We start from the raw sequence: 19,989 nt of genomic DNA, 5'->3' as shown, positions 1-19,989 counted from the left end.
AGTTAACCAAACTCGCGCAGACGGTGCGCCATTTTACGGAAGAACGACTCCTGGCTGGCATCGCGATCCTGCTTGCCGGTAATGACGACGGTCGCCGTCGTCCCGGCAGGCCACAAGGTTCCCTGCTGCTCATCAAGACGAATACGCACCGGCACGCGCTGCGCCAGACGCACCCATTCAAGATTGGAGTCAATGGTTGCCATACCTTTCGCATCCCGCGTGCTGCTGGCATTCGTTACGCCAGCCGCCACGCTATCGACGGTGCCTTTCAACACATTATTACTGCCAAGCGGGGTGATTTCAGCGCGATACCCAGGGCGGACGCCTTCCAGTTTGGTTTCTTCCATATACGCCAGCACATAGAAAGAATGCTGTTTGACCAACGCCACCGCCGTGGAGCCGCGCGTGATAAATTCGCCGCTATAGACGTTCAGGTTAGTCACCCAGCCGTCTGCCGGCGCGCGGATAACGGTACGTTCCAGATCTAATTTCGCCAGGTCGCGGGTCGCTTGTGCTTTCGCAAGCTGGTGTAATACGGTTTGCAGGACGTTGTTTGATTGGTCGATCTCCTCACGAGACATAGCCTGCACGCCCAGTCGGTTACGACGACCAGCCTCCTGGCGTTTTTCCTGCGCCAGTACCTGATAATAGGCCACGTCAGCTTCGGCCTGCTCGAGGGCTTTCTTATAGCGTGGCTGGTCGATGGTGAACAGGATCTGATCCTTTTTCACCAGTTGGTTATCATGGATGTTAACGTTGGTAATAAGGCCCGCAACATCCGGCGCAATGGCAACAACATCGGCGCTGAAACGCGCATCACGCGTCCACGGCGACTCGGTGTAGAACACCCATGCGCGGAAAATAGCGATGAAGGCCAGAATGACCAGTATCACGGTAATGGCCGTGCGGGAGAGTTTTCTTGTTAGTGTTTTCACTTCAACCTCAAACGAACAGGCGCGTTATTAAATAGAACAGACAGCAATACAGCGCGGTGTTAAACAGAGCCGGATGCCAGACAAAATCATAGATGCCCGTCGGAACAAGCACCCGGCGCACCAGCCAGAAAATCGCCAGTGACAAAAGTAATTCGAAAAAAATCGGTGGGAAGGACAGACCAAACACCACGATAACGGGAAACAGACTCATGTTGACCTTGGTAACGTAAGAGAGTGCAGATGATAGATTTTCTAGCGTATGTCACCGCAGAGAAGGGCAAGGATGAGCCAGGCGAGAGCGACATAGCCGTTATTTGAATAATAATATATTAACGTAACTGTTATGCTGTTATCTATATTATGTGATCTAAATCACTTTTAAGCCAGAGTGAACAATGGAACGATTAAAACGTATGTCGGTGTTCGCCAAAGTTGTCGAACTGGGCTCCTTCACCGCCGCCGCAAGACAGCTACAAATGAGCGTTTCATCGATAAGCCAGACGGTCTCAAAACTGGAAGATGAGCTACAGGTCAAGCTGCTAAACCGCAGCACACGTAGCATTGGGCTAACTGAAGCCGGTAAAATTTATTATCAGGGCTGCCGCCGGATGCTGCACGAAGCGCAGGATGTCCACGAGCAGCTATATGCCTTTAACAACACGCCCATCGGCACCCTGCGCATTGGCTGTTCTTCAACCATGGCACAAAATGTCCTCGCCGGATTGACCGCCACAATGCTGAAAGAGTACCCCGGCCTGACGGTCAATCTGGTCACCGGTATCCCGGCGCCTGATTTAATCGCCGATGGTCTGGACGTGGTTATCCGCGTCGGCGCATTGCAAGACTCCAGCCTGTTTTCACGTCGTCTGGGCGCCATGCCGATGGTGGTCTGCGCGGCAAAAAGTTATCTCGCCCAGTTTGGCGTTCCAGAGAAACCCGCCGATCTCAGCAACCACTCGTGGCTGGAATACAGCGTGCGTCCGGATAATGAATTCGAGCTTATCGCTCCGGAAGGAATTTCCACCCGCCTGATCCCAGAGGGTCGTTTTGTGACTAACGATCCGATGACATTGGTGCGCTGGCTGGCCGCAGGCACGGGCATTGCCTATGTACCGCTGATGTGGGTGATCAATGAGATCAATCGTGGCGAAGTGGAGATTCTGCTTCCCCGCTACCAGTCGGATCCGCGTCCGGTCTACGCGCTGTATACCGAAAAAGACAAATTGCCGCTCAAGGTGCAGGTGGTGATTAACTATCTGACAGACTATTTTGTCGATGTGGCGCAGCTATTCCAGGGAATGTACGGTCGGGGAAAAGAGAAATAAAAAGAGTACAGGCCGGATAAGGCGTTAACGCCGCATCCGGCAAGATGCCCGATGGCATTGACGCTTATCGGGCCTGGATCATGATGTTATGCGGTACCGCCCACGGTCAGGTTATCCACCTTCAGCGTCGGTTGACCCACGCCCACTGGCAGGCTCTGTCCTTCTTTACCGCAAACGCCTACGCCGTTATCCAGTTTCAGATCGTTACCCACCATCGAAATTTGCTGCATCGCTTCGATACCGGAGCCAATCAGCGTTGCGCCTTTCACCGGTTTGGTCACTTTACCGTTTTCAATCAGGTACGCTTCGGACGTCGAGAACACAAATTTCCCGGAGGTGATATCCACCTGGCCGCCGCCGAAGTTAGGCGCATAAATACCGTATTCAACGGATTCGATGATTTCCTGCGGCGTGGATTTACCCGGCAGCATATAGGTGTTGGTCATACGCGGCATCGGCAGATGCGCGTAAGATTCACGGCGACCGTTACCCGTTGGTGCCACGCCCATCAGGCGCGCATTGAGTTTATCCTGCATGTAGCCTTTCAGAATGCCGTTTTCGATCAGCACGTTGTACTGACCCGGTGTGCCTTCATCATCAATAGCCACAGAACCACGACGATCCGCCATTGTGCCGTCATCAACGATGGTGCACAGCTCTGACGCCACCAGCTCACCCATGTGACCGCTGAACACCGACGTGCCACGGCGGTTAAAGTCACCTTCCAGACCATGACCGACCGCTTCATGCAGCAGAACGCCAGGCCATCCAGCACCGAGTACCACCGGCAGCGTACCCGCTGGCGCCGCTACCGCAGAGAGATTAACCAACGCCATACGTACGGCCTCTTTCGCCCATGCATCAGCACGGACTTCGCCATCGAGATCGGCAAGGAAATAGTCATAGCCAAAACGACCGCCGCCACCGCTGGCGCCGCGCTCGCGCTTACCGTCCTCTTCCACCTGTACGCTTACGGACAAACGCACCAGCGGACGGACGTCAGCGGCCAGCGTACCGTCGGTCGCCGCCACCAGAATCAGTTCATAAACACCGGTCAGACTGGCGGTCACTTCCTGAACGCGCTTGTCGGCAGCACGCGCCACGTTGTCTACGCGGCGCAGAATATCCAGCTTCTCTTCACGGCTCATGCTCTGCAGGGGATCAACTGAGGTATAAAGCGCCTGATGCTCCACCGCCCCCAGCGTTTTTACCTTGCCGTCACCGTTGTCACGCACGATAGTACGGGCAGCATGAGCGCTTTGCTCCAGCGCCAGCAGGCTAATCTGGTCCGCATAGGCAAACCCTGTTTTTTCGCCGCTGATGGCGCGCACGCCAACACCCTGATCGATATTGTAAGAACCATCTTTAATGATGCGGTCTTCTAAAACCCAGGATTCGTGATAGCTCGACTGAAAATAGAGATCGCCGTAATCAAGACGGCGTTCGGCCAGTTGGCCCAGGATGGCAAACAGATCCTGATGTTTCAGGCCATTCGCCGCTAGCAATTGTTCACTTACCAGGTTCAGACTCATCGTTTTTGCTACTCATTAGTTACTGTTGTAGGCCTGATAAGACGCGCCAGCGTCGCCATCAGGCGCTTCAATGCCCGGATGGCGGCGTAAACGCCTTATCCGGCCTACGGACTGCTGTAGAAGTTCTATGTTGAGATTGGGGCAATTACTCGCCCCCGTCAAATCATTGCTGGCTTTCTTTGCGCGGCTGGCGCAGAACTTCGTTAATCTGTGGCTTATCGACCGGACCGGTAATGCGATAGCGCAGAATTGAAACTTTGCTCCACAGCGGCCCCAGAACTTTACTGGCGGCAAATACCGCCGCGCCAACAATCGGGTTGACGGCAAACGCCGCGGCCACCCCAACGGTGGCAGAAATTTCAGGAGCGACAACGGCTTCCATATCCAGTTCGCGACGCACCAGATTCACCGAACCTTTCATGGCGATATCAGCTTCGAGGCCATCCACCAGCGTATCATCAGTGTGCATCACACCGTCTTTGATCCATGCCGTACTGCGGATAGAGTCAAAGTAAAAACCTTCGCTGAACGTATCGCTAAAATCAAAGCGCAGTTTACGCAATAGCGCATCAAAGCTCAGCAGACGTAACAGTTGCCCCGCATGTCCGGTGCTAAGTTCAGTCAATTCACCTTTGCCTAAACGGGTGCGCAAAATGCCATTCAGTGAAGCTTCATCCGGATCCCAGGGCGGATTACGCCAGTGCAGATCGTACTCGACGTTAAAGGAAGAGTTACGAATCGGGGTAGATACGCCAAAGAAACCCGCGGCTGAATCAATCTTGTTGCCATTCAGCTTTCCTTTCAGTGATGTACGCTCCTTGCCCGGCGCGTTCACCCACACGCCATCGGTAGTCAGTCTGGCAAAGCCTGTATCCAACAAACCGTTACTCAGCGTTAGCGTGTCGCCTTTAATCGCGACATCGGCATCAATACGCCCATATTTTTGCCCCCACATCCAGCACTCTTCGCAGCGTATCTGCGCATCCGGCCAGCCACGGAAACTGACGTTATTGATAGCAGAGAACGGCGAGGCTGGCGTTGTATTTGGTGATGACGTTGCAGCGCTCGGGTTGTAATACAGGTACTTGATATTGGCAAGCCACGGCGCATTATTGCGCATAGCCAATGTGGCGTTAATCTCACGCCCCTGCGCCTGCACGGTGGAGCCATTGATTGATGGCGCAGACACAATACTCAAATTATTCCACTGCTGGCCGCCCAGGGATAACGATGGCGTACGCACCGTGATACGTTGTGGGAAGTTGGCATTGGTGCCAACGTTATCCGCAGCGCCTTTCTGGAACAACGCCAGCCATTGCGCCCCATCCATAGGAGGAAGATTCAGCTCAATGCCTTGCTGATCGGGTAACGCAGGCACGGTACGGCTTTCCGACGTCCAGATTGCGCGGTCAAGCGTCAGTTTCTGATTCAGCAACCAGCGGCTGTTAAAGTGATTCTTACTGCCCGCGTTGCCGGTCAGATCAAAACTGCGCAGATTGCCGTTGGCCTTAACGTTCACCGGTAACGCCTCGCCGGGTGCCTTATTCAGCGGTGAAGGTAAGTGACTGCTTACATTTTTCAGGTCGCCTTTCAGCTCAATGTTGTAGGTCGCTCCGGCATGATATGGCAGGTCAATGCCAACCTTACCGTTCCACGCCATACTGCCGCTTAAGGCCTCACTCACCTGTGCGGGGAGTATCCCCATGCGAGTTGGCTGCCAGTCGCCGTTCAGATTCACAGCAACCTGGTAAGCCTTTGCACCCTCGGTCGTGGAAAAGTCGACGTTCAGCGGCTGATTAAACCAGTTCGCCGTCATCGGCTCGCTCTTGAGATCGCCGTTGATAAAGCTGAATTTACCGTTCAAATTCTTCAGCGTGCTGTCGAGCGGCTTGATAAACAGACTGTTATTACGCAGGTTCACATCGCCTTTGGCCGTAACCAGCGAACCATCTAACGGGATATCAAGATGTAAGCGAGCACTCACATCACCGTCAATTTGCAACTGTTCCAGCGTGGCACCGAGCGACTCTTTCAGCGGTGTTTCGTCGAAATAAGGCCCAACCGCTTTGCCCGGCCCGTTGATGTCGGCATCAATCAGCAGTTTTTCTTTTGCGTAGTCAGGGATATTTGCCGTCAGGTTTGTGGCTTTTACCCCCCCCAGATTGACGCTATCCGTCTTCATCCACAGGCCATCGTTAATGAAGTTCAGTTCAATATTGAGGTCAGTCAGTGCGGGCCAGTCCGGCTGGAAGGCAAATTTTGCATTACGCAGCGGCACCAGCACCTGGAACTGACCTTCGTTATGCAAATACGGGAACAGATGTGGGTTACCGCCATAAACCAGTGTTGCGTTATCCGCCTCACCGCCCTGAATTGCCCCACTGAGGTAATCAACCAGCTCTTTTCCCATCAGGTTTTCCGGGAAATAGCGCCAGGCCTGGGAGCCATCGTGAGTGCTAATCCCCGCCAGAATCCCCAGCCACGGTTCATCACCTGTTGGTTGCAGATAACGAAAACCGCCACGCGCATGTACCGCTTTCGCTTTAACGTCAATATTGCGCCCGTCTAGCTGAAAGCCATTTTCATTCTTCAGCCAACTGAGCGTTGCCACGCCATCTTCTATCTCCAGCGGGGCACGAAAGACGGTTTCATACGGCATTTTTGCCTGCTTCATGGAGGCCGTTAATGCGCCATTTTCCACGCTGCCAGACAATGTACCGGAGAAATGTTCTGCCCCCGGCAGCAGCTTCCACTGTTTCCAGGCCAGATCGGTCCACGAGGACTGGAAACGGGTTTTTTCGGTCGCCTGTAACGGGATATCCAACGCCAGCACGTTTATCTTGCCGCTCGGTTGCGTGGCCCGCCAGATATCACCCAATGCCGGAGATAATTTAGCGGCCATCGGACGTAGCCCCTCTAACCCGGCTAACTCCAGGTTACTGGCGCGAATACGTAATTCGTCGCTGCGCTTGTTATTAGCGCCCCCTACTTCCTGCTCAGGGAACCAGGCCAGCGTTAATGCCCCGCTCGGCCAGGGTTTGTCATCCATCGTGATGCGCGTATCCGGGATTGCGAACAACCAACCGGAGTGCTCACGGCTGATATGCGCAGTCAGGTTATCGACGGACAGCGTGTGGATGTTGCTCTCCCCCTTCCAGCTTGCGCCGCCCTTTTTCAACCAGACATCGCCACCTGAGATTTCGCCTTTGCTGAGCGTCATCCAGCCTTCCAGGCTAAAGCGCGCGGTTTGCAGCGCAACATTGTCCTGCATCCATTTCCCCAACCACGGCTTAACGTCGATGTCGTCAGCCTGCAGCCAGACTCGGCCATTATTCAGCAGGCCGTCATCATCACGCAGATCCATACGCACCTGCATAACACCGTGCTGGCCGGTCAGGCTGGAGAGGCTGACCTGGCCTTCAGCACGATGCCGGTTTTTACCGTTCAACCAGGTTAGCTGAGGGATCGCCAGTTCCGCGCGCTGGCCTGACAGGGTCAAAAAACTGACCTGGCTGTCGCGAAGATCAAAATGGTCAAACTGGCGCAGGAACAGATCGCTGATGTGGCTGGTTTCAATCCCGTCGCCGCTATCGCCGCGTTGGATCGGCGTATTGGTGCGCAACTGCAGTTGCCAGAAGGTGAGATCGCGAAACTGCCAGCGCATGTGCAGCAAACTTTGCCAGACATCCAGCGCCAGCGTGACACGCTTTACCGAGAATTCGCCACCGTCTTTCAGCTGTGCATGAATATCGAGTGCTTCGAGCGTAGGGCCAAAATTTTGCCAGTTAGCAGAAAGCTGGCTGGCGGAAACGGGAATACCGGTGGCAGATTCGATCTTACCCAGAATGGTCGGACGCCAGCTATCGAGATGCGGCAGAGCAAGGCGCAGCCCACTGACCAGCAGCGCTGCGACGACAACGAATGCGGCTCCAGTGAGCAGTAAAATCCCCGGCAATCGCCTCACGCGCCTCTCCTTGTCTGCCAAAAAATGTGACTCACACCCCTTGAGTGAATATTGCCGGATAGCGGCGCTTATGCCTTATCCGGCCTACATGCGCGGGTGCCACTACACGATTTACATCATGACCACGTCAAACTGCTCCTGGTTATAGAGCGGTTCGACTTGTACTTTGACCTGTTTGCCGACAAAGATTTCCACTTCCGCCAGCGCATGCGATTCTTCACTCTTCAGGGCTTCAGCCACCGCAGGAGAGGCATAAACCAGGAAACGATCGGATTCATATGCATGGTGAACGCGCACAATTTCACGCATGATTTCATAGCACACGGTTTCCACCGTTTTCACCGTGCCACGTCCGTGGCAGGTTGGGCACTCGTTACACAGCACATGCTCCACGCTTTCGCGCGTGCGTTTGCGCGTCATCTCTACCAGACCCAGCTGTGAAAAACCGTTGATACTGGTTTTTACGCGATCCTTGCTCAGCGCCTGCTCCAGAGAGTGCAGCACCCGGCGACGGTGGTCTTCATTATTCATGTCGATAAAATCGATAATAATAATGCCGCCGAGGTTACGCAGACGCAGCTGACGGGCAATGGCCTGCGTTGCTTCAATATTAGTATTAAAGATAGTGTCGTCGAGATTACGATGCCCAACAAACGCGCCGGTATTGATGTCGACGGTGGTCATCGCTTCGGTTTGGTCGATGATCAGATAGCCGCCGGACTTCAGCTCAACTTTACGTTCGAGCGCGCGCTGGATTTCATTCTCAACGTCAAAGAGATCAAAAATAGGCTGGCGTCCGCTGTAATGTTCCAGTTTGCTGGTCATCTCAGGGATGTATTCCGCCGTAAATTCCAGCAACGCTTCATAGGTCAGGCGGGAATCGACACGAATTCGGTCTAACTGAGCATCGGCAAAATCACGCAGAACGCGCTGCGCCAGTGCCAGTTCACCATACATCTGGTAGCGCGTTTGCGGGCGCTTCTTACGCTCCATGACCTTCGTCCAGACACGCTTCAGGTAAGCAGCATCAGAGGCAAGGTCTTCTTCACATACGCCTTCAGCCGCCGTGCGAATGATGAATCCGCCCTGCTCGTCGCAGTAATCCGCCACCACTTTCTTCAGTCGCTCGCGTTCAGTTTCGCTCTCGATTCGCTGAGAAACCCCCACGTGCGAGGCGCCAGGCATAAAAACAAGATAACGGGAAGGAAGCGTGATATCCGTCGTCAGGCGTGCGCCCTTCGTGCCCAGAGGATCTTTCACCACCTGTACCATCAGGTCTTGCCCCTGACGCACCAGTTCGGAGATATCGCGCACAGTGAACTGTTTTTGTTCTTCACCCGCTACGCATTCGGTATGCGGCATGATGTCTGATGCGTGGAGAAATGCGGCTTTATCCAGCCCAATATCTACAAAAGCCGCCTGCATACCCGGAAGTACACGACTTACACGACCTTTGTAGATATTGCCTACGATTCCGCGTCGCGCCTCACGTTCAATATGAATTTCCTGCAGAATACCGCCATCAATGTACGCCACCCGCGTTTCCGATGGCGTTACGTTTACCAACAATTCAGCCGTCATGTTTATCCCTTTTCTCACGCAGTGCGTTAAAATTGCTCAGCAACTCATACGTTTCTACCAGCGGTAAGCCGACTACGGCGTGATAGCTGCCATTGATCTTCCTGACAAAACAGCCACCCAACCCTTGAATACCGTATGCACCTGCTTTATCCATAGGCTCACCGCTGGCAACATAACCCGCGATGTCCTCATCTGTTAGTGCTCTGAATGTCACTTCCGTCACCACCAGACAGTCCAGGCTGTGCTGGCGATCGGCTAATGCGACAGCCGTCATGACCTGATGCGTTTTACCTGACAGTTTGTGCAGCATCGCTGCTGCATGGTCGGCATCATGTGGTTTTTCCAGCACTTCGCCATTAAGGATCACAATGGTATCCGCTCCCAGCACAGGTAAATCGCGCTCAGCCAGTGCTACGCCCGCTTGCGCTTTTTCACGCGCCAGACGAACAACATACTGCTGGGCGCTTTCCTGCGGGTGCCGCTGTTCTTCAATTCCAGGAACCACCCGTTCAAACGTAACACCAAGCTGAGCGAGCAACTCCTGACGACGTGGAGAACCTGAAGCAAGATACAGAGTATTCATATCAACCTTTATTGCACCGCAAACTGCTGGCGGACTTTACGCATCAGTAAGAATAGCCATGGCCAAAGCACACCATTTACTACACTACTCCAGAACACTTCAGGTCTGAAAGAGACGTTGATCACTAAAAACTCGGCCCAGAAAACAATAATATCCACGACCAGTGACAACAACATAACTACCAGCGCCTGCTGCCAGAGCGCGAGGTTACGGAAGAGCTGAAATTTCAGTGCGACCAGATAAGCAATGATACTCATCGACAATGCCCGCACACCAAGCGTAGAGCCGCTAATGAGATCCAGTATGGCACCCACGATAAATCCTGTGCCCACATTTACGCGATGCGGCAGCGCCAGGATCCAGTACAGCAGAATGAGCAGCACCCAGTTCGGCCGGAAAACGAGGATCTCGTCCGGCCAGGGCATGACTTGCAGCAGAAATGCAATTAGGAACGAGAGCCAAATGACCCAACGTCCCTGGTGACGGATGCTTGCCACTTACTGCCCTCCCGGCTTACGCGGAGCAGGTTGTGACGGCGTGGTTGTTGCAGGAACCGGCGTTACACCTGTCGCCGGAGCAGGAACTGGCGCAGGAGGCCCCATGGCATCCGGTGCCGGCAGGACTTGCGGCATCATTTGCATCAGACGTTCATTAGCTACACGGTGCACTTCTTCCGGCGTCATCGGGTTAGCGCCATTGCGATCGGCCCCCCACAGCAGCAGCAGATAACGTAAACGCTGTAAACCCGCCGTCGGACGCGCCTGAATCACGGTGTATGCGCGCTGGGTATCCAGCTTCACAGAGGAAACGACACCGACGGGATAGCCTTCAGGGAAACGCCCACCCAGACCGGAGGTCACCAGCACATCGCCAACGCGAATGTCAGTATTAGCCGGCAGGTGTTCAAGCTGAAGATCGTCCGTGCAACCGTTACCGGCAGCGATCACGCGAATATCGTTACGCAATACCTGGATTGGCAGCGCATGCGTCGCGTCACAAATCAGCAGTACGCGGCTGGTCAGTTTAGCCACCGCAACGACCTGGCCCACTACGCCTTTATCGCTGATGACCGGCTGACCTTCATAAACGCCGTTAACACTCCCTTTGTCGATCACAACCTGATCGCTGTAAGGATCGTTAACCGTTGAGATGACCTGCGTCACCATTTTTTGTTCGTCCTGGCGCAGCGGCGATCCCAGCAGCTCACGCAAACGCGCATTCTCCTGTTTATATTGCCCCAGCATCAGCAGTTCACTGTTTTTCAGCAGCAGTTCCTGACGCAACGCCCGGTTTTCAAGTTCGAGTTGGTCACGAGAAGCCAGCGTTTGCGACACGCCGTCGAGTAATTCACGGGGACCATTAGAGATAAAGTAGAAAGGACTGACGGCGGTATCCATATACGTTCGGATTTGACTAAACGTACCCAGGCGGCTGTCGGCAATAATAACGCCGAGCGCCACCAGCACCGCCAGAATAAGGCGAATCTGTAGCGACGGGCCACGGCTAAAAATTGGCTTCATAGTCTATGCGTATTCTCGCATCAGAGCGGAAGAGCAACCCATGGCTACCCTTCCTGCATCCGATTACTCTTCGCTGAACAAGTCGCCGCCGTGCATATCGATCATTTCCAGTGCTTTACCGCCACCGCGAGCCACACAGGTCAGCGGATCTTCGGCAACAACAACTGGAATACCGGTCTCTTCCATTAACAGACGATCAAGGTTACGCAGCAGCGCACCACCGCCGGTCAGGACCATACCGCGTTCTGAGATGTCAGACGCCAGCTCTGGCGGGCACTGTTCCAGTGCAACCATCACCGCGCTTACGATACCGGTCAGGGGTTCCTGCAGCGCTTCCAGGATCTCGTTAGAGTTCAGGGTAAAGCCACGTGGAACACCTTCTGCCAGGTTACGACCGCGAACTTCAATCTCGCGTACTTCGTCGCCAGGATAAGCAGAACCGATTTCGTGCTTAATACGTTCCGCGGTAGCTTCACCGATCAGCGAGCCGTAGTTACGGCGAACATAATTAATGATGGCTTCGTCGAAGCGGTCACCACCAATACGCACGGAGGAGGAGTAAACTACGCCGTTCAGAGAGATAACGGCGACTTCTGTGGTACCACCACCGATATCGACAACCATTGAGCCGGTTGCTTCAGAAACAGGCAGGCCCGCACCGATCGCTGCCGCCATCGGCTCTTCGATCAGGAACACTTCACGAGCACCTGCGCCCTGAGCGGATTCACGGATGGCACGGCGTTCAACCTGAGTTGCTCCAACCGGTACACACACCAGTACGCGCGGGCTTGGGCGCATGAAGCTGTTGCTGTGCACTTGTTTGATAAAGTGCTGGAGCATTTTTTCAGTCACGAAGAAGTCAGCGATAACGCCATCTTTCATTGGGCGAATTGCAGCGATATTGCCCGGCGTACGACCCAGCATCTGCTTCGCATCATGACCTACTGCAGCCACGCTTTTCGGCGAACCGGCACGATCCTGACGAATGGCCACAACGGAAGGCTCATTCAATACGATGCCTTGTCCTTTTACATAAATAAGGGTATTCGCGGTACCCAGGTCAATGGACAGGTCATTGGAAAACATGCCACGAAATTTTTTCAACATACTAAGGGATAATCCTGAAAGCTGGGGCGGAAAACAAAATCCGCTTACTTTACCAACCACACGCAGCAGCGACAAGGCGCAAAAATCATCTGCTACGGTGAAAATTAGTGCAGTTCGTTTCCTTTGTTACAAAACCGGCCTGAGTCCATCAGGGCTGAAAAACTCAGCAGCAGTCCTCGCTTTTGTTTGCAACCTGTCAAAGGTCATTCACCTGCATGTTTGCTGTTACAACCTGGCGAGCAGACAAGCACACCCCCAGAAGGCACAGCGCGCGTTATTCTACGTGAAAACAAATTAAACGGCAGGTTAAACCGAGTATCTTTGCGAATATTTTTTCACGTTTGTGTCAAGTGGCTGTGATGCGGCAAAAAAATCACCCTGCCCACCCGCGACTCCACGTTCGGTCAGGGTATGCCACTCGCTGCGCGAACGAACGCCCGTGGCATAAACCTGCGTTGGCGTTCCGGTACACGTCTCTACCAGGCTCTGAACCAGCAACTGATTTTCCGTTCGCTTATCAATGTTTCTCACCAGACTGGGATGAAGCTTCAACAATTCGACATTCAGCTCTTTGATCCAGCTGGTACTCACCAACGTTAAACCGGCCTGCGTAACGGCGATACGTACGCCAAGCGCATCCATCAATCGGATAACCGGTTGTAACCGGCTGATGTGTTGACAAACATCCGCCTCAGCAAGTTCAATAATTATGCGTTTACGTAGCGATTTTTCGCACTGCATCAGCGTATCTCGCAGCCAACGCTGAAAACGTGGGCGAATGAGCGATTCAACCGTCGTCTGCATCGCCAGATTTTCCTGCGGCCAGTAACCCAAAAGCAGGATGAGACGGCTTAACTGCAGACGGTCATACTCTTCCGCCAGACCAAATTGCAGCACCATCGGCATATATTCCGCCGAGATGACCTCTTCGCTGCCATCGAAAATACGGCACATAAGCTCGCGATGGTGCACCCGCCCTTCACGCGTTACGGCAGGTTTTTGATAAATTCGCGGTCCGCCCCGACTGAGCATCTGCTCAATCAGCGTTCGCCAGCGCACATTGCCCCGGCCTTTTTCCGGCAGAGAGTCGTCATACACCGACCAACTGTTCCCGCCTTGTAATACTGAATTCCGGGTGGCCGCCTCAGCGTGATCCATAACTTGTTCAGTAGATTGACCGCTGCGACAGACACAAATGCCAATATGAACCATATCGGCACGATCGATCATTTTATTAGCCGGAAGTGCATCCACCGCCTTTAAGAGTTGCCCGGCAATGCTTTCCGCTTCTTTTAACGTGCGGTGTGGCAGCAGGATGGCAAAATCACTTCGGTGGTAACGCGCTAACAGTGCGCCTGGATAGCGCATCATAAAGGTGGACAACAAATTGATAAGCGTTGAAATTTGTTCTTCCGCCTGGGTAATGCCCCAGCTCTCGCGTAGCAGCGTAAAGTCCGGCAGACGAACCATCATCACCACACCATGCGAGCCGACTTTTTCCTGATCCTCCAGCAGCGTCGCCAGTTGGTTATCAAAGAACAAGCGGTTGCTCAGCCCCGTTTTTGTATCCTGCGCGACATAGGAGCGAATTAGCGTATCCAACCTGCTGCGCTGCTCACGAGCATTTTGAATTTCGGTCAGTAGCATGTCGAGCGCACTACTGGTACGCGCTGGCCACTCATAGACCGTTCCCCGCACATTTGGCCCGCGTTCACCGTTGAGGATCCGCGTTGAACGAATCTCCAGTAATTCCTGTCCGGACAGTTGACGTTGAAGCCAGCGTACCGACAAAAACAGCATCAGGATAATAAAGCCTATCGATAGCGTAAGCGGTGCCGTGGTCATCAACGAATGGAAATAGTTGCCCATCGGATCCTGGTAAACCATACGCAGCGACATCCCCGGATGCTTGACCAATGGCACGGTGAGATCGCGATAAAGGTTATTCGTCCCCGCCGGGCGGTAGCTGCTGGTTCGGGAATGGCTATAAACAACGCGGTCACCCTGAAGCAATTCAATACGGACGATATCAACCGAAATCATTAATTCATCAATTTGCGGCGTTAAGGACACGACATCCCTGGTGACCAGATGGGTATCGATCGCCGTCGCGACGGCATGGACGCGAGTGGTGAACTTATATTGAATAGCGTTATAGAAACTCAGCGAGCAACCTATCAGCGTCACGAAAATCGTTAACCCGGTAAGCAGCGTGACAAAGGCTGAAAATTTCGTCGTTAATCGCATCCTTGTGTTAACTCCGACAGTGATGAATCAGGTGTGAAAGTGAAAAAGCGACACGAAAATGCAAAACTGAACGCGAAATCCGTCAATTTACACAAATAATGTGGGCATACTACCAAATCAGGTATATCTGGCAATTTATTGCGCAGAATCGGCATCATGTTTTAATTAGCGAGTATAGTCTTCACAGATAATTTTCCAATCCACTATATGAATTGAGGACAGGTTATGCAGGCTTTGATCTTAGAACAGCAGGACGGAAAAACCCTCGCATCCGTTCAACCCCTCGACGAAAATCAGCTACCTGAAGGCGATGTGACGGTGGATGTTCACTGGTCGAGCCTGAACTATAAAGATGCCCTCGCCATCACCGGCAAGGGTAAAATTATCCGCAATTTTCCGATGATTCCTGGTATCGATTTCGCCGGTACCGTACGCACAAGTGAAGATCCTCGTTTTCATGCAGGTCAGGAAGTCTTACTGACCGGATGGGGCGTGGGTGAGAATCATTGGGGTGGGCTGGCCGAACGCGCTCGTGTGAAAGGCGACTGGCTGGTTGCGCTGCCAAAAGGACTGGACGGTCGCAAAGCCATGGTCATTGGCACCGCCGGTTTTACCGCGATGCTGTGCGTCATGGCGCTTGAAGATGCCGGTATCCGCCCGGAAGACGGCGAAATCGTCGTCACCGGCGCCAGCGGTGGTGTAGGCAGTACTGCCGTTGCGCTACTGCACAAACTGGGTTACCAGGTTGCGGCAGTATCGGGCCGCGAAAGCACCCACGACTACCTGAAAAGCCTGGGAGCCAACCGCATTCTGGGTCGTGATGAGTTTGCTGAATCTCGTCCGCTGGAAAAACAACTGTGGGCGGGTGCCATTGATACCGTTGGCGACAAAGTGCTGGCAAAAGTACTGGCGCAGATGAACTATGGCGGTTGTGTTGCCGCCTGTGGTCTGGCTGGCGGTTTTGCGCTACCCACCACGGTGATGCCGTTTATTCTGCGCAACGTGCGTTTACAGGGCGTCGACTCCGTGATGACGCCTCCGGCTCGTCGTGCACAGGCCTGGCAACGTCTGGTTAACGACCTGCCAGAGTCGTTCTATACCCAGGCAGCGACAGAAATCACGCTTGCCGATGCACCGAAGTTTGCCGATGCCATCATCAATAACCAGGTGCAGGGCCGTACGCTGGTGAAGGTGCAATAAAACAATTCGCAGATACAAATTTACATTTAATTAACTAAATTTCTCTGCACATTGACGGACTCCCTGCCATAGTAACTACGCGCCAGTATGAGCCTTTGCGCGTATGTCGGGAGTCCGTTATGAAGAAAATACGTCCGTTCACTGAAGCCGATGTAACAGCCGAGTCGGCTTTTTTTATGCAGCGCCGCCAGGTGTTGAAAGCGCTGGGTATCAGCGCCGCCGCTTTGTCTTTGCCCTTTTCTGCCGAGGCCGATCTTCTGAGCTGGTTTAAAGGCAATGACCGTCCGCCCGCGCCTGCCGGTAAACCCCTTGATTTCACCAAGCCGACAGCCTGGCAAAATACGCTTCCTTTAACACCAGAAGATAAAGTTTCTGGCTATAACAACTTCTACGAGTTCGGCCTCGACAAAGCCGATCCTGCAGCCAATGCCGGCAGTCTGAAAACCGATCCCTGGACGCTGAAAATCAGCGGTGAAGTCGCTAAACCGTTGACGCTCGATCATGATGACTTAACCACCCGTTTCCCACTGGAAGAGCGTATATATCGAATGCGCTGTGTTGAAGCCTGGTCGATGGTCGTACCGTGGATTGGTTTTCCTTTACATAAACTGTTAGCGCTGGTTGAACCCACCAGCAATGCAAAATATGTCGCGTTCGAAACACGCTATGCTCCCGAAGAGATGCCGGGACAGAAAGATCGCTTTATTGGCGGTGGGTTAAAATATCCCTATGTTGAAGGGCTACGTCTGGATGAGGCCATGCATCCGCTCACGCTGCTTACCGTGGGCGTGTATGGCAAGGCACTTCCGCCACAAAATGGTGCCCCTATTCGCTTAACGGTGCCATGGAAATACGGGTTTAAAGGCATTAAGTCGATCGTCAGTATTAAACTGACGCGTGAACGCCCGCCAACCACCTGGAATATGGCTGCGTCCGATGAATACGGTTTTTATGCCAATGTGAATCCGCATGTCGATCATCCCCGCTGGTCACAAGCGACTGAACGCTTCATCGGCGCGGGCGGCATACTGGATGTACAGCGCCAGCCCACGTTGCTGTTTAACGGCTATGCAAAGGAAGTCGCTTCCCTGTACCGGGGTCTCGATCTGCGGGAGAATTTTTAAGTGCGCCTGACTGCAAAACAGATTACCTGGCTGAAAGTTTGCCTGCATCTTGCCGGACTTTTACCGTTTCTCTGGCTATTTTGGGCGGTAAATCATGGGGGACTGAGCGCCGATCCGGTCAAAGACATTCAGCACTTTACCGGTCGGACAGCTCTGAAATTCTTACTGGCTAGCTTGCTGGTTGCGCCGTTGGCGCGCTACGCTAAACAGCCATTATTGATACGCACGCGTCGCCTGTTAGGGCTATGGTGTTTTGCCTGGGCGACATTACATTTAACCAGCTATGCGCTCCTGGAGCTGGGCATTAATAATCTGGCGTTGTTAGGACGGGAGTTAATCACGCGACCTTATTTGATGCTGGGCATTGTCAGTTGGGTCATCTTATTCGCCCTCACCTTAACCTCTACACAGGCAGCCCAGCGAAAACTGGGTAAATATTGGCAGTATCTGCACAACTTCGTCTATCTTGTGGCGATCCTGGCACCCATACATTATATGTGGTCGGTAAAAATTATCTCTCCACAACCGATTATTTATGCCGCACTTGCAGCGGTGCTGTTAGCCTACCGCTACAAGAAGTTTCGCCAGTGGTGGCGGTAGTTTCACGATATGTGCAGTACGTTGCAAAACACAGACGAACCCATGTTCTTTACATGCCAGCGGTTGATTATCTTCCCTGATAAGACCAGTATTTAGCTGCCAATTGCTACGAAATAGTTATAATGTGCGCCTTTGCTCTCCCCGGTAGCGTTTTTACAGCGCAGAAAGGGTGACAATCGCATATTGAAGGTATATTTTGTCTTTTACCCGAAAATGACAGAAGATAGCCGCACAATGACTAACAAGTCTGGCAATCTCATATAATGGCCGCAGCACGCAGTGCAACGCCTGAGATGCGTGGCATCTTGTCACTCACTGTTATAAAAATGCTATACAGACGGCGGTAAAACGCCTGTCACAATCTCACTAAACAAAGAGTACGGAACCCACTCATGGATATTCGTAAGATTAAAAAACTGATCGAGCTGGTTGAAGAATCAGGCATCTCCGAACTGGAAATTTCTGAAGGCGAAGAGTCTGTACGCATCAGCCGTGCAGCGCCAGCTGCAAGTTTTCCAATGATGCAACAGGCTTATGCTGCACCAGTGATGCAGCAGCCAGCTCTGTCTAACGCTGTTGCACAGACTGCTACTCCAAGTATGGAAGCGCCGGCAGCAGCGGAAATCAGTGGTCACATCGTACGCTCCCCAATGGTTGGTACGTTCTACCGCACCCCGAGCCCGGACGCGAAAGCGTTCATCGAAATCGGCCAGAAAGTCAATGCGGGCGATACCCTGTGCATCGTTGAAGCCATGAAAATGATGAACCAGATCGAAGCCGACAAATCCGGCGTAGTGAAAGCGATTCTGGTAGAAAGTGGTCAACCGGTAGAATTTGACGAGCCGCTGGTCGTCATCGAATAACGAGGCGAACATGTTGGATAAAATTGTCATCGCTAACCGCGGCGAGATTGCCTTGCGTATTCTTCGTGCCTGTAAAGAACTGGGCATCAAGACTGTCGCAGTGCACTCAAGCGCGGATCGCGATTTAAAACACGTATTGCTGGCGGATGAGACGGTCTGTATTGGCCCGGCTCCGTCCGTAAAAAGCTATCTGAACATCCCGGCAATCATTAGCGCCGCTGAAATCACCGGCGCGGTGGCAATTCACCCGGGTTATGGCTTCCTCTCTGAGAACGCCAACTTTGCTGAACAGGTAGAACGTTCCGGCTTTATCTTCATCGGCCCGAAAGCCGACACTATCCGCCTGATGGGCGACAAAGTGTCTGCGATCACCGCCATGAAGAAAGCTGGCGTACCGACCGTTCCAGGCTCTGACGGCCCGCTGGGCGATGACATGGACGCTAACCGCGCGCATGCTAAACGCATCGGCTATCCGGTTATCATCAAAGCCTCCGGCGGCGGCGGCGGTCGCGGTATGCGCGTCGTGCGCAGCGATGCCGAACTGGCACAATCCATCTCCATGACCAAAGCGGAAGCGAAAGCGGCTTTCAACAACGACATGGTCTACATGGAGAAGTACCTGGAAAACCCACGCCACATCGAAATTCAGGTGCTGGCAGACGGTCAGGGTAACGCGATTTATCTGGCTGAGCGTGACTGCTCCATGCAGCGTCGTCACCAGAAAGTCGTCGAAGAAGCACCAGCACCGGGCATTACCCCGGAACTGCGTCGCTACATCGGCGAGCGTTGCGCCAAAGCGTGCGTTGATATCGGCTATCGTGGGGCAGGTACTTTCGAGTTCCTGTTCGAAAACGGCGAGTTCTACTTCATTGAGATGAACACCCGTATTCAGGTTGAACACCCGGTAACTGAAATGATCACCGGCGTTGACCTGATCAAAGAGCAGCTGCGTATCGCTGCGGGACAACCGCTGTCCATCAAGCAGGACGAAGTTGTGGTTAAGGGCCATGCGGTGGAATGCCGTATCAACGCCGAAGACCCGAACACCTTCCTGCCAAGCCCGGGTAAAATCACGCGTTTCCACGCGCCGGGTGGATTTGGTGTGCGCTGGGAGTCTCATATTTACGCAGGCTACACTGTACCTCCGTACTATGACTCAATGATCGGTAAGCTGATTTGCTACGGCGAAAACCGCGACGTCGCTATCGCCCGCATGAAAAACGCATTGCAGGAACTGATCATCGATGGCATCAAAACCAACGTTGATCTGCAGATCCGCATCATGAATGACGAGCACTTCCAGCATGGTGGAACCAATATCCACTATCTGGAGAAAAAACTCGGACTTCAGGAAAAATAAGCGTGCGTTAATCGAAAAGGCCGGAAATTCCGGCCTTTTGTTTTTCTC

General features: G+C 53.2%; 16 protein-coding genes. 6 read left to right on the top strand and 10 right to left on the bottom strand.

All coding sequences use genetic code 11. The features are described from left to right. Positions 1 to 2: 2 nt before the first annotated feature. Entirely contained in the window at positions 3 to 935 is a 933-nt protein-coding gene (aaeA, locus tag IB196_RS02325; RefSeq protein WP_003025174.1) for a p-hydroxybenzoic acid efflux pump subunit AaeA, read from the bottom strand. Between the two features lie 7 nt (positions 936 to 942). Beyond that, entirely contained in the window at positions 943 to 1,146 is a 204-nt protein-coding gene (gene aaeX, locus IB196_RS02320) for a p-hydroxybenzoic acid efflux pump operon protein AaeX (RefSeq protein WP_003025177.1), read from the bottom strand. Positions 1,147 to 1,330: 184 nt separating this feature from the next. On the opposite strand from aaeX, the gene aaeR reads away from it, so the two are divergent. Further along, the gene (gene aaeR / locus IB196_RS02315; RefSeq protein WP_188231855.1) at positions 1,331 to 2,260 is read left to right on the top strand and encodes an HTH-type transcriptional activator AaeR; all 930 of its coding nucleotides are present in this window, start codon (positions 1,331 to 1,333) and stop codon (positions 2,258 to 2,260) included. Positions 2,261 to 2,346: 86 nt separating this feature from the next. Here aaeR and tldD read toward each other — a convergent pair whose 3' ends face one another. The 8 genes from tldD to csrD all read right to left on the bottom strand — a co-directional run bounded on the left by tldD (position 2,347) and on the right by csrD (position 14,794). Further along, complete coding sequence (tldD, locus tag IB196_RS02310) at positions 2,347 to 3,792, bottom strand: metalloprotease TldD (RefSeq protein WP_188231854.1); 1,446 nt, start codon at positions 3,790 to 3,792, stop codon at positions 2,347 to 2,349. 163 nt (positions 3,793 to 3,955) lie between these two features. Further along, positions 3,956 to 7,756, bottom strand: a complete 3,801-nt coding sequence (gene yhdP / locus IB196_RS02305) for an AsmA2 domain-containing protein YhdP (protein WP_188231853.1) — start codon at positions 7,754 to 7,756, stop codon at positions 3,956 to 3,958. Between the two features lie 111 nt (positions 7,757 to 7,867). Next, complete coding sequence (rng, locus tag IB196_RS02300; protein ID WP_005121368.1) at positions 7,868 to 9,337, bottom strand: ribonuclease G; 1,470 nt, start codon at positions 9,335 to 9,337, stop codon at positions 7,868 to 7,870. Then, positions 9,327 to 9,920, bottom strand: coding sequence for a nucleoside triphosphate pyrophosphatase (locus IB196_RS02295; RefSeq protein WP_005121369.1), 594 nt, complete (start codon positions 9,918 to 9,920; stop codon positions 9,327 to 9,329). Before IB196_RS02295 ends, rng begins: the two co-directional genes overlap by 11 nt. 8 nt (positions 9,921 to 9,928) lie before the next feature. Beyond that, complete coding sequence (mreD, locus tag IB196_RS02290; protein ID WP_040234168.1) at positions 9,929 to 10,417, bottom strand: rod shape-determining protein MreD; 489 nt, start codon at positions 10,415 to 10,417, stop codon at positions 9,929 to 9,931. After that, positions 10,418 to 11,440, bottom strand: a complete 1,023-nt coding sequence (mreC, locus tag IB196_RS02285; RefSeq protein WP_040234170.1) for a rod shape-determining protein MreC — start codon at positions 11,438 to 11,440, stop codon at positions 10,418 to 10,420. Between the two features lie 63 nt (positions 11,441 to 11,503). Then, on the bottom strand, positions 11,504 to 12,547 hold the full coding sequence (gene mreB, locus IB196_RS02280; protein ID WP_000913396.1) for a rod shape-determining protein MreB: 1,044 nt from the start codon (positions 12,545 to 12,547) through the stop codon (positions 11,504 to 11,506). A gap of 306 nt (positions 12,548 to 12,853) precedes the next feature. Next, on the bottom strand, positions 12,854 to 14,794 hold the full coding sequence (gene csrD, locus IB196_RS02275) for an RNase E specificity factor CsrD (RefSeq protein WP_005121373.1): 1,941 nt from the start codon (positions 14,792 to 14,794) through the stop codon (positions 12,854 to 12,856). 225 nt (positions 14,795 to 15,019) lie between these two features. Here csrD and IB196_RS02270 point away from each other — a divergent pair, with 225 nt between their 5' ends. The 5 genes from IB196_RS02270 (at position 15,020) to accC (ending at position 19,941) form a co-directional block, all read left to right on the top strand. Then, positions 15,020 to 15,994: an MDR family oxidoreductase gene (locus tag IB196_RS02270; protein ID WP_005121374.1), complete on the top strand. Its 975-nt coding sequence runs from the start codon at positions 15,020 to 15,022 to the stop codon at positions 15,992 to 15,994. Positions 15,995 to 16,113: 119 nt separating this feature from the next. Next, the gene (msrP, locus tag IB196_RS02265; RefSeq protein WP_005121375.1) at positions 16,114 to 17,118 is read left to right on the top strand and encodes a protein-methionine-sulfoxide reductase catalytic subunit MsrP; all 1,005 of its coding nucleotides are present in this window, start codon (positions 16,114 to 16,116) and stop codon (positions 17,116 to 17,118) included. Then, on the top strand, positions 17,119 to 17,718 hold the full coding sequence (gene msrQ / locus IB196_RS02260; protein WP_005121376.1) for a protein-methionine-sulfoxide reductase heme-binding subunit MsrQ: 600 nt from the start codon (positions 17,119 to 17,121) through the stop codon (positions 17,716 to 17,718). 392 nt (positions 17,719 to 18,110) lie between these two features. Continuing rightward, the gene (gene accB / locus IB196_RS02255) at positions 18,111 to 18,581 is read left to right on the top strand and encodes an acetyl-CoA carboxylase biotin carboxyl carrier protein (protein ID WP_005121378.1); all 471 of its coding nucleotides are present in this window, start codon (positions 18,111 to 18,113) and stop codon (positions 18,579 to 18,581) included. 10 nt (positions 18,582 to 18,591) lie between these two features. Further along, positions 18,592 to 19,941 carry an acetyl-CoA carboxylase biotin carboxylase subunit gene (accC, locus tag IB196_RS02250; protein WP_003828838.1) on the top strand — a complete coding sequence of 450 codons (1,350 nt, stop codon included), beginning with the start codon at positions 18,592 to 18,594 and terminating at the stop codon, positions 19,939 to 19,941. Positions 19,942 to 19,989 lie beyond the last annotated feature (48 nt).

It is taken from the genome of Citrobacter sp. C6_1, assembly GCF_014596835.2.
GTDB lineage: Bacteria > Pseudomonadota > Gammaproteobacteria > Enterobacterales > Enterobacteriaceae > Citrobacter > Citrobacter pasteurii.
The sequence above is the reverse complement of the archived record's forward strand: the minus strand, read 5'-3'. Positions and strand labels throughout refer to the sequence as shown.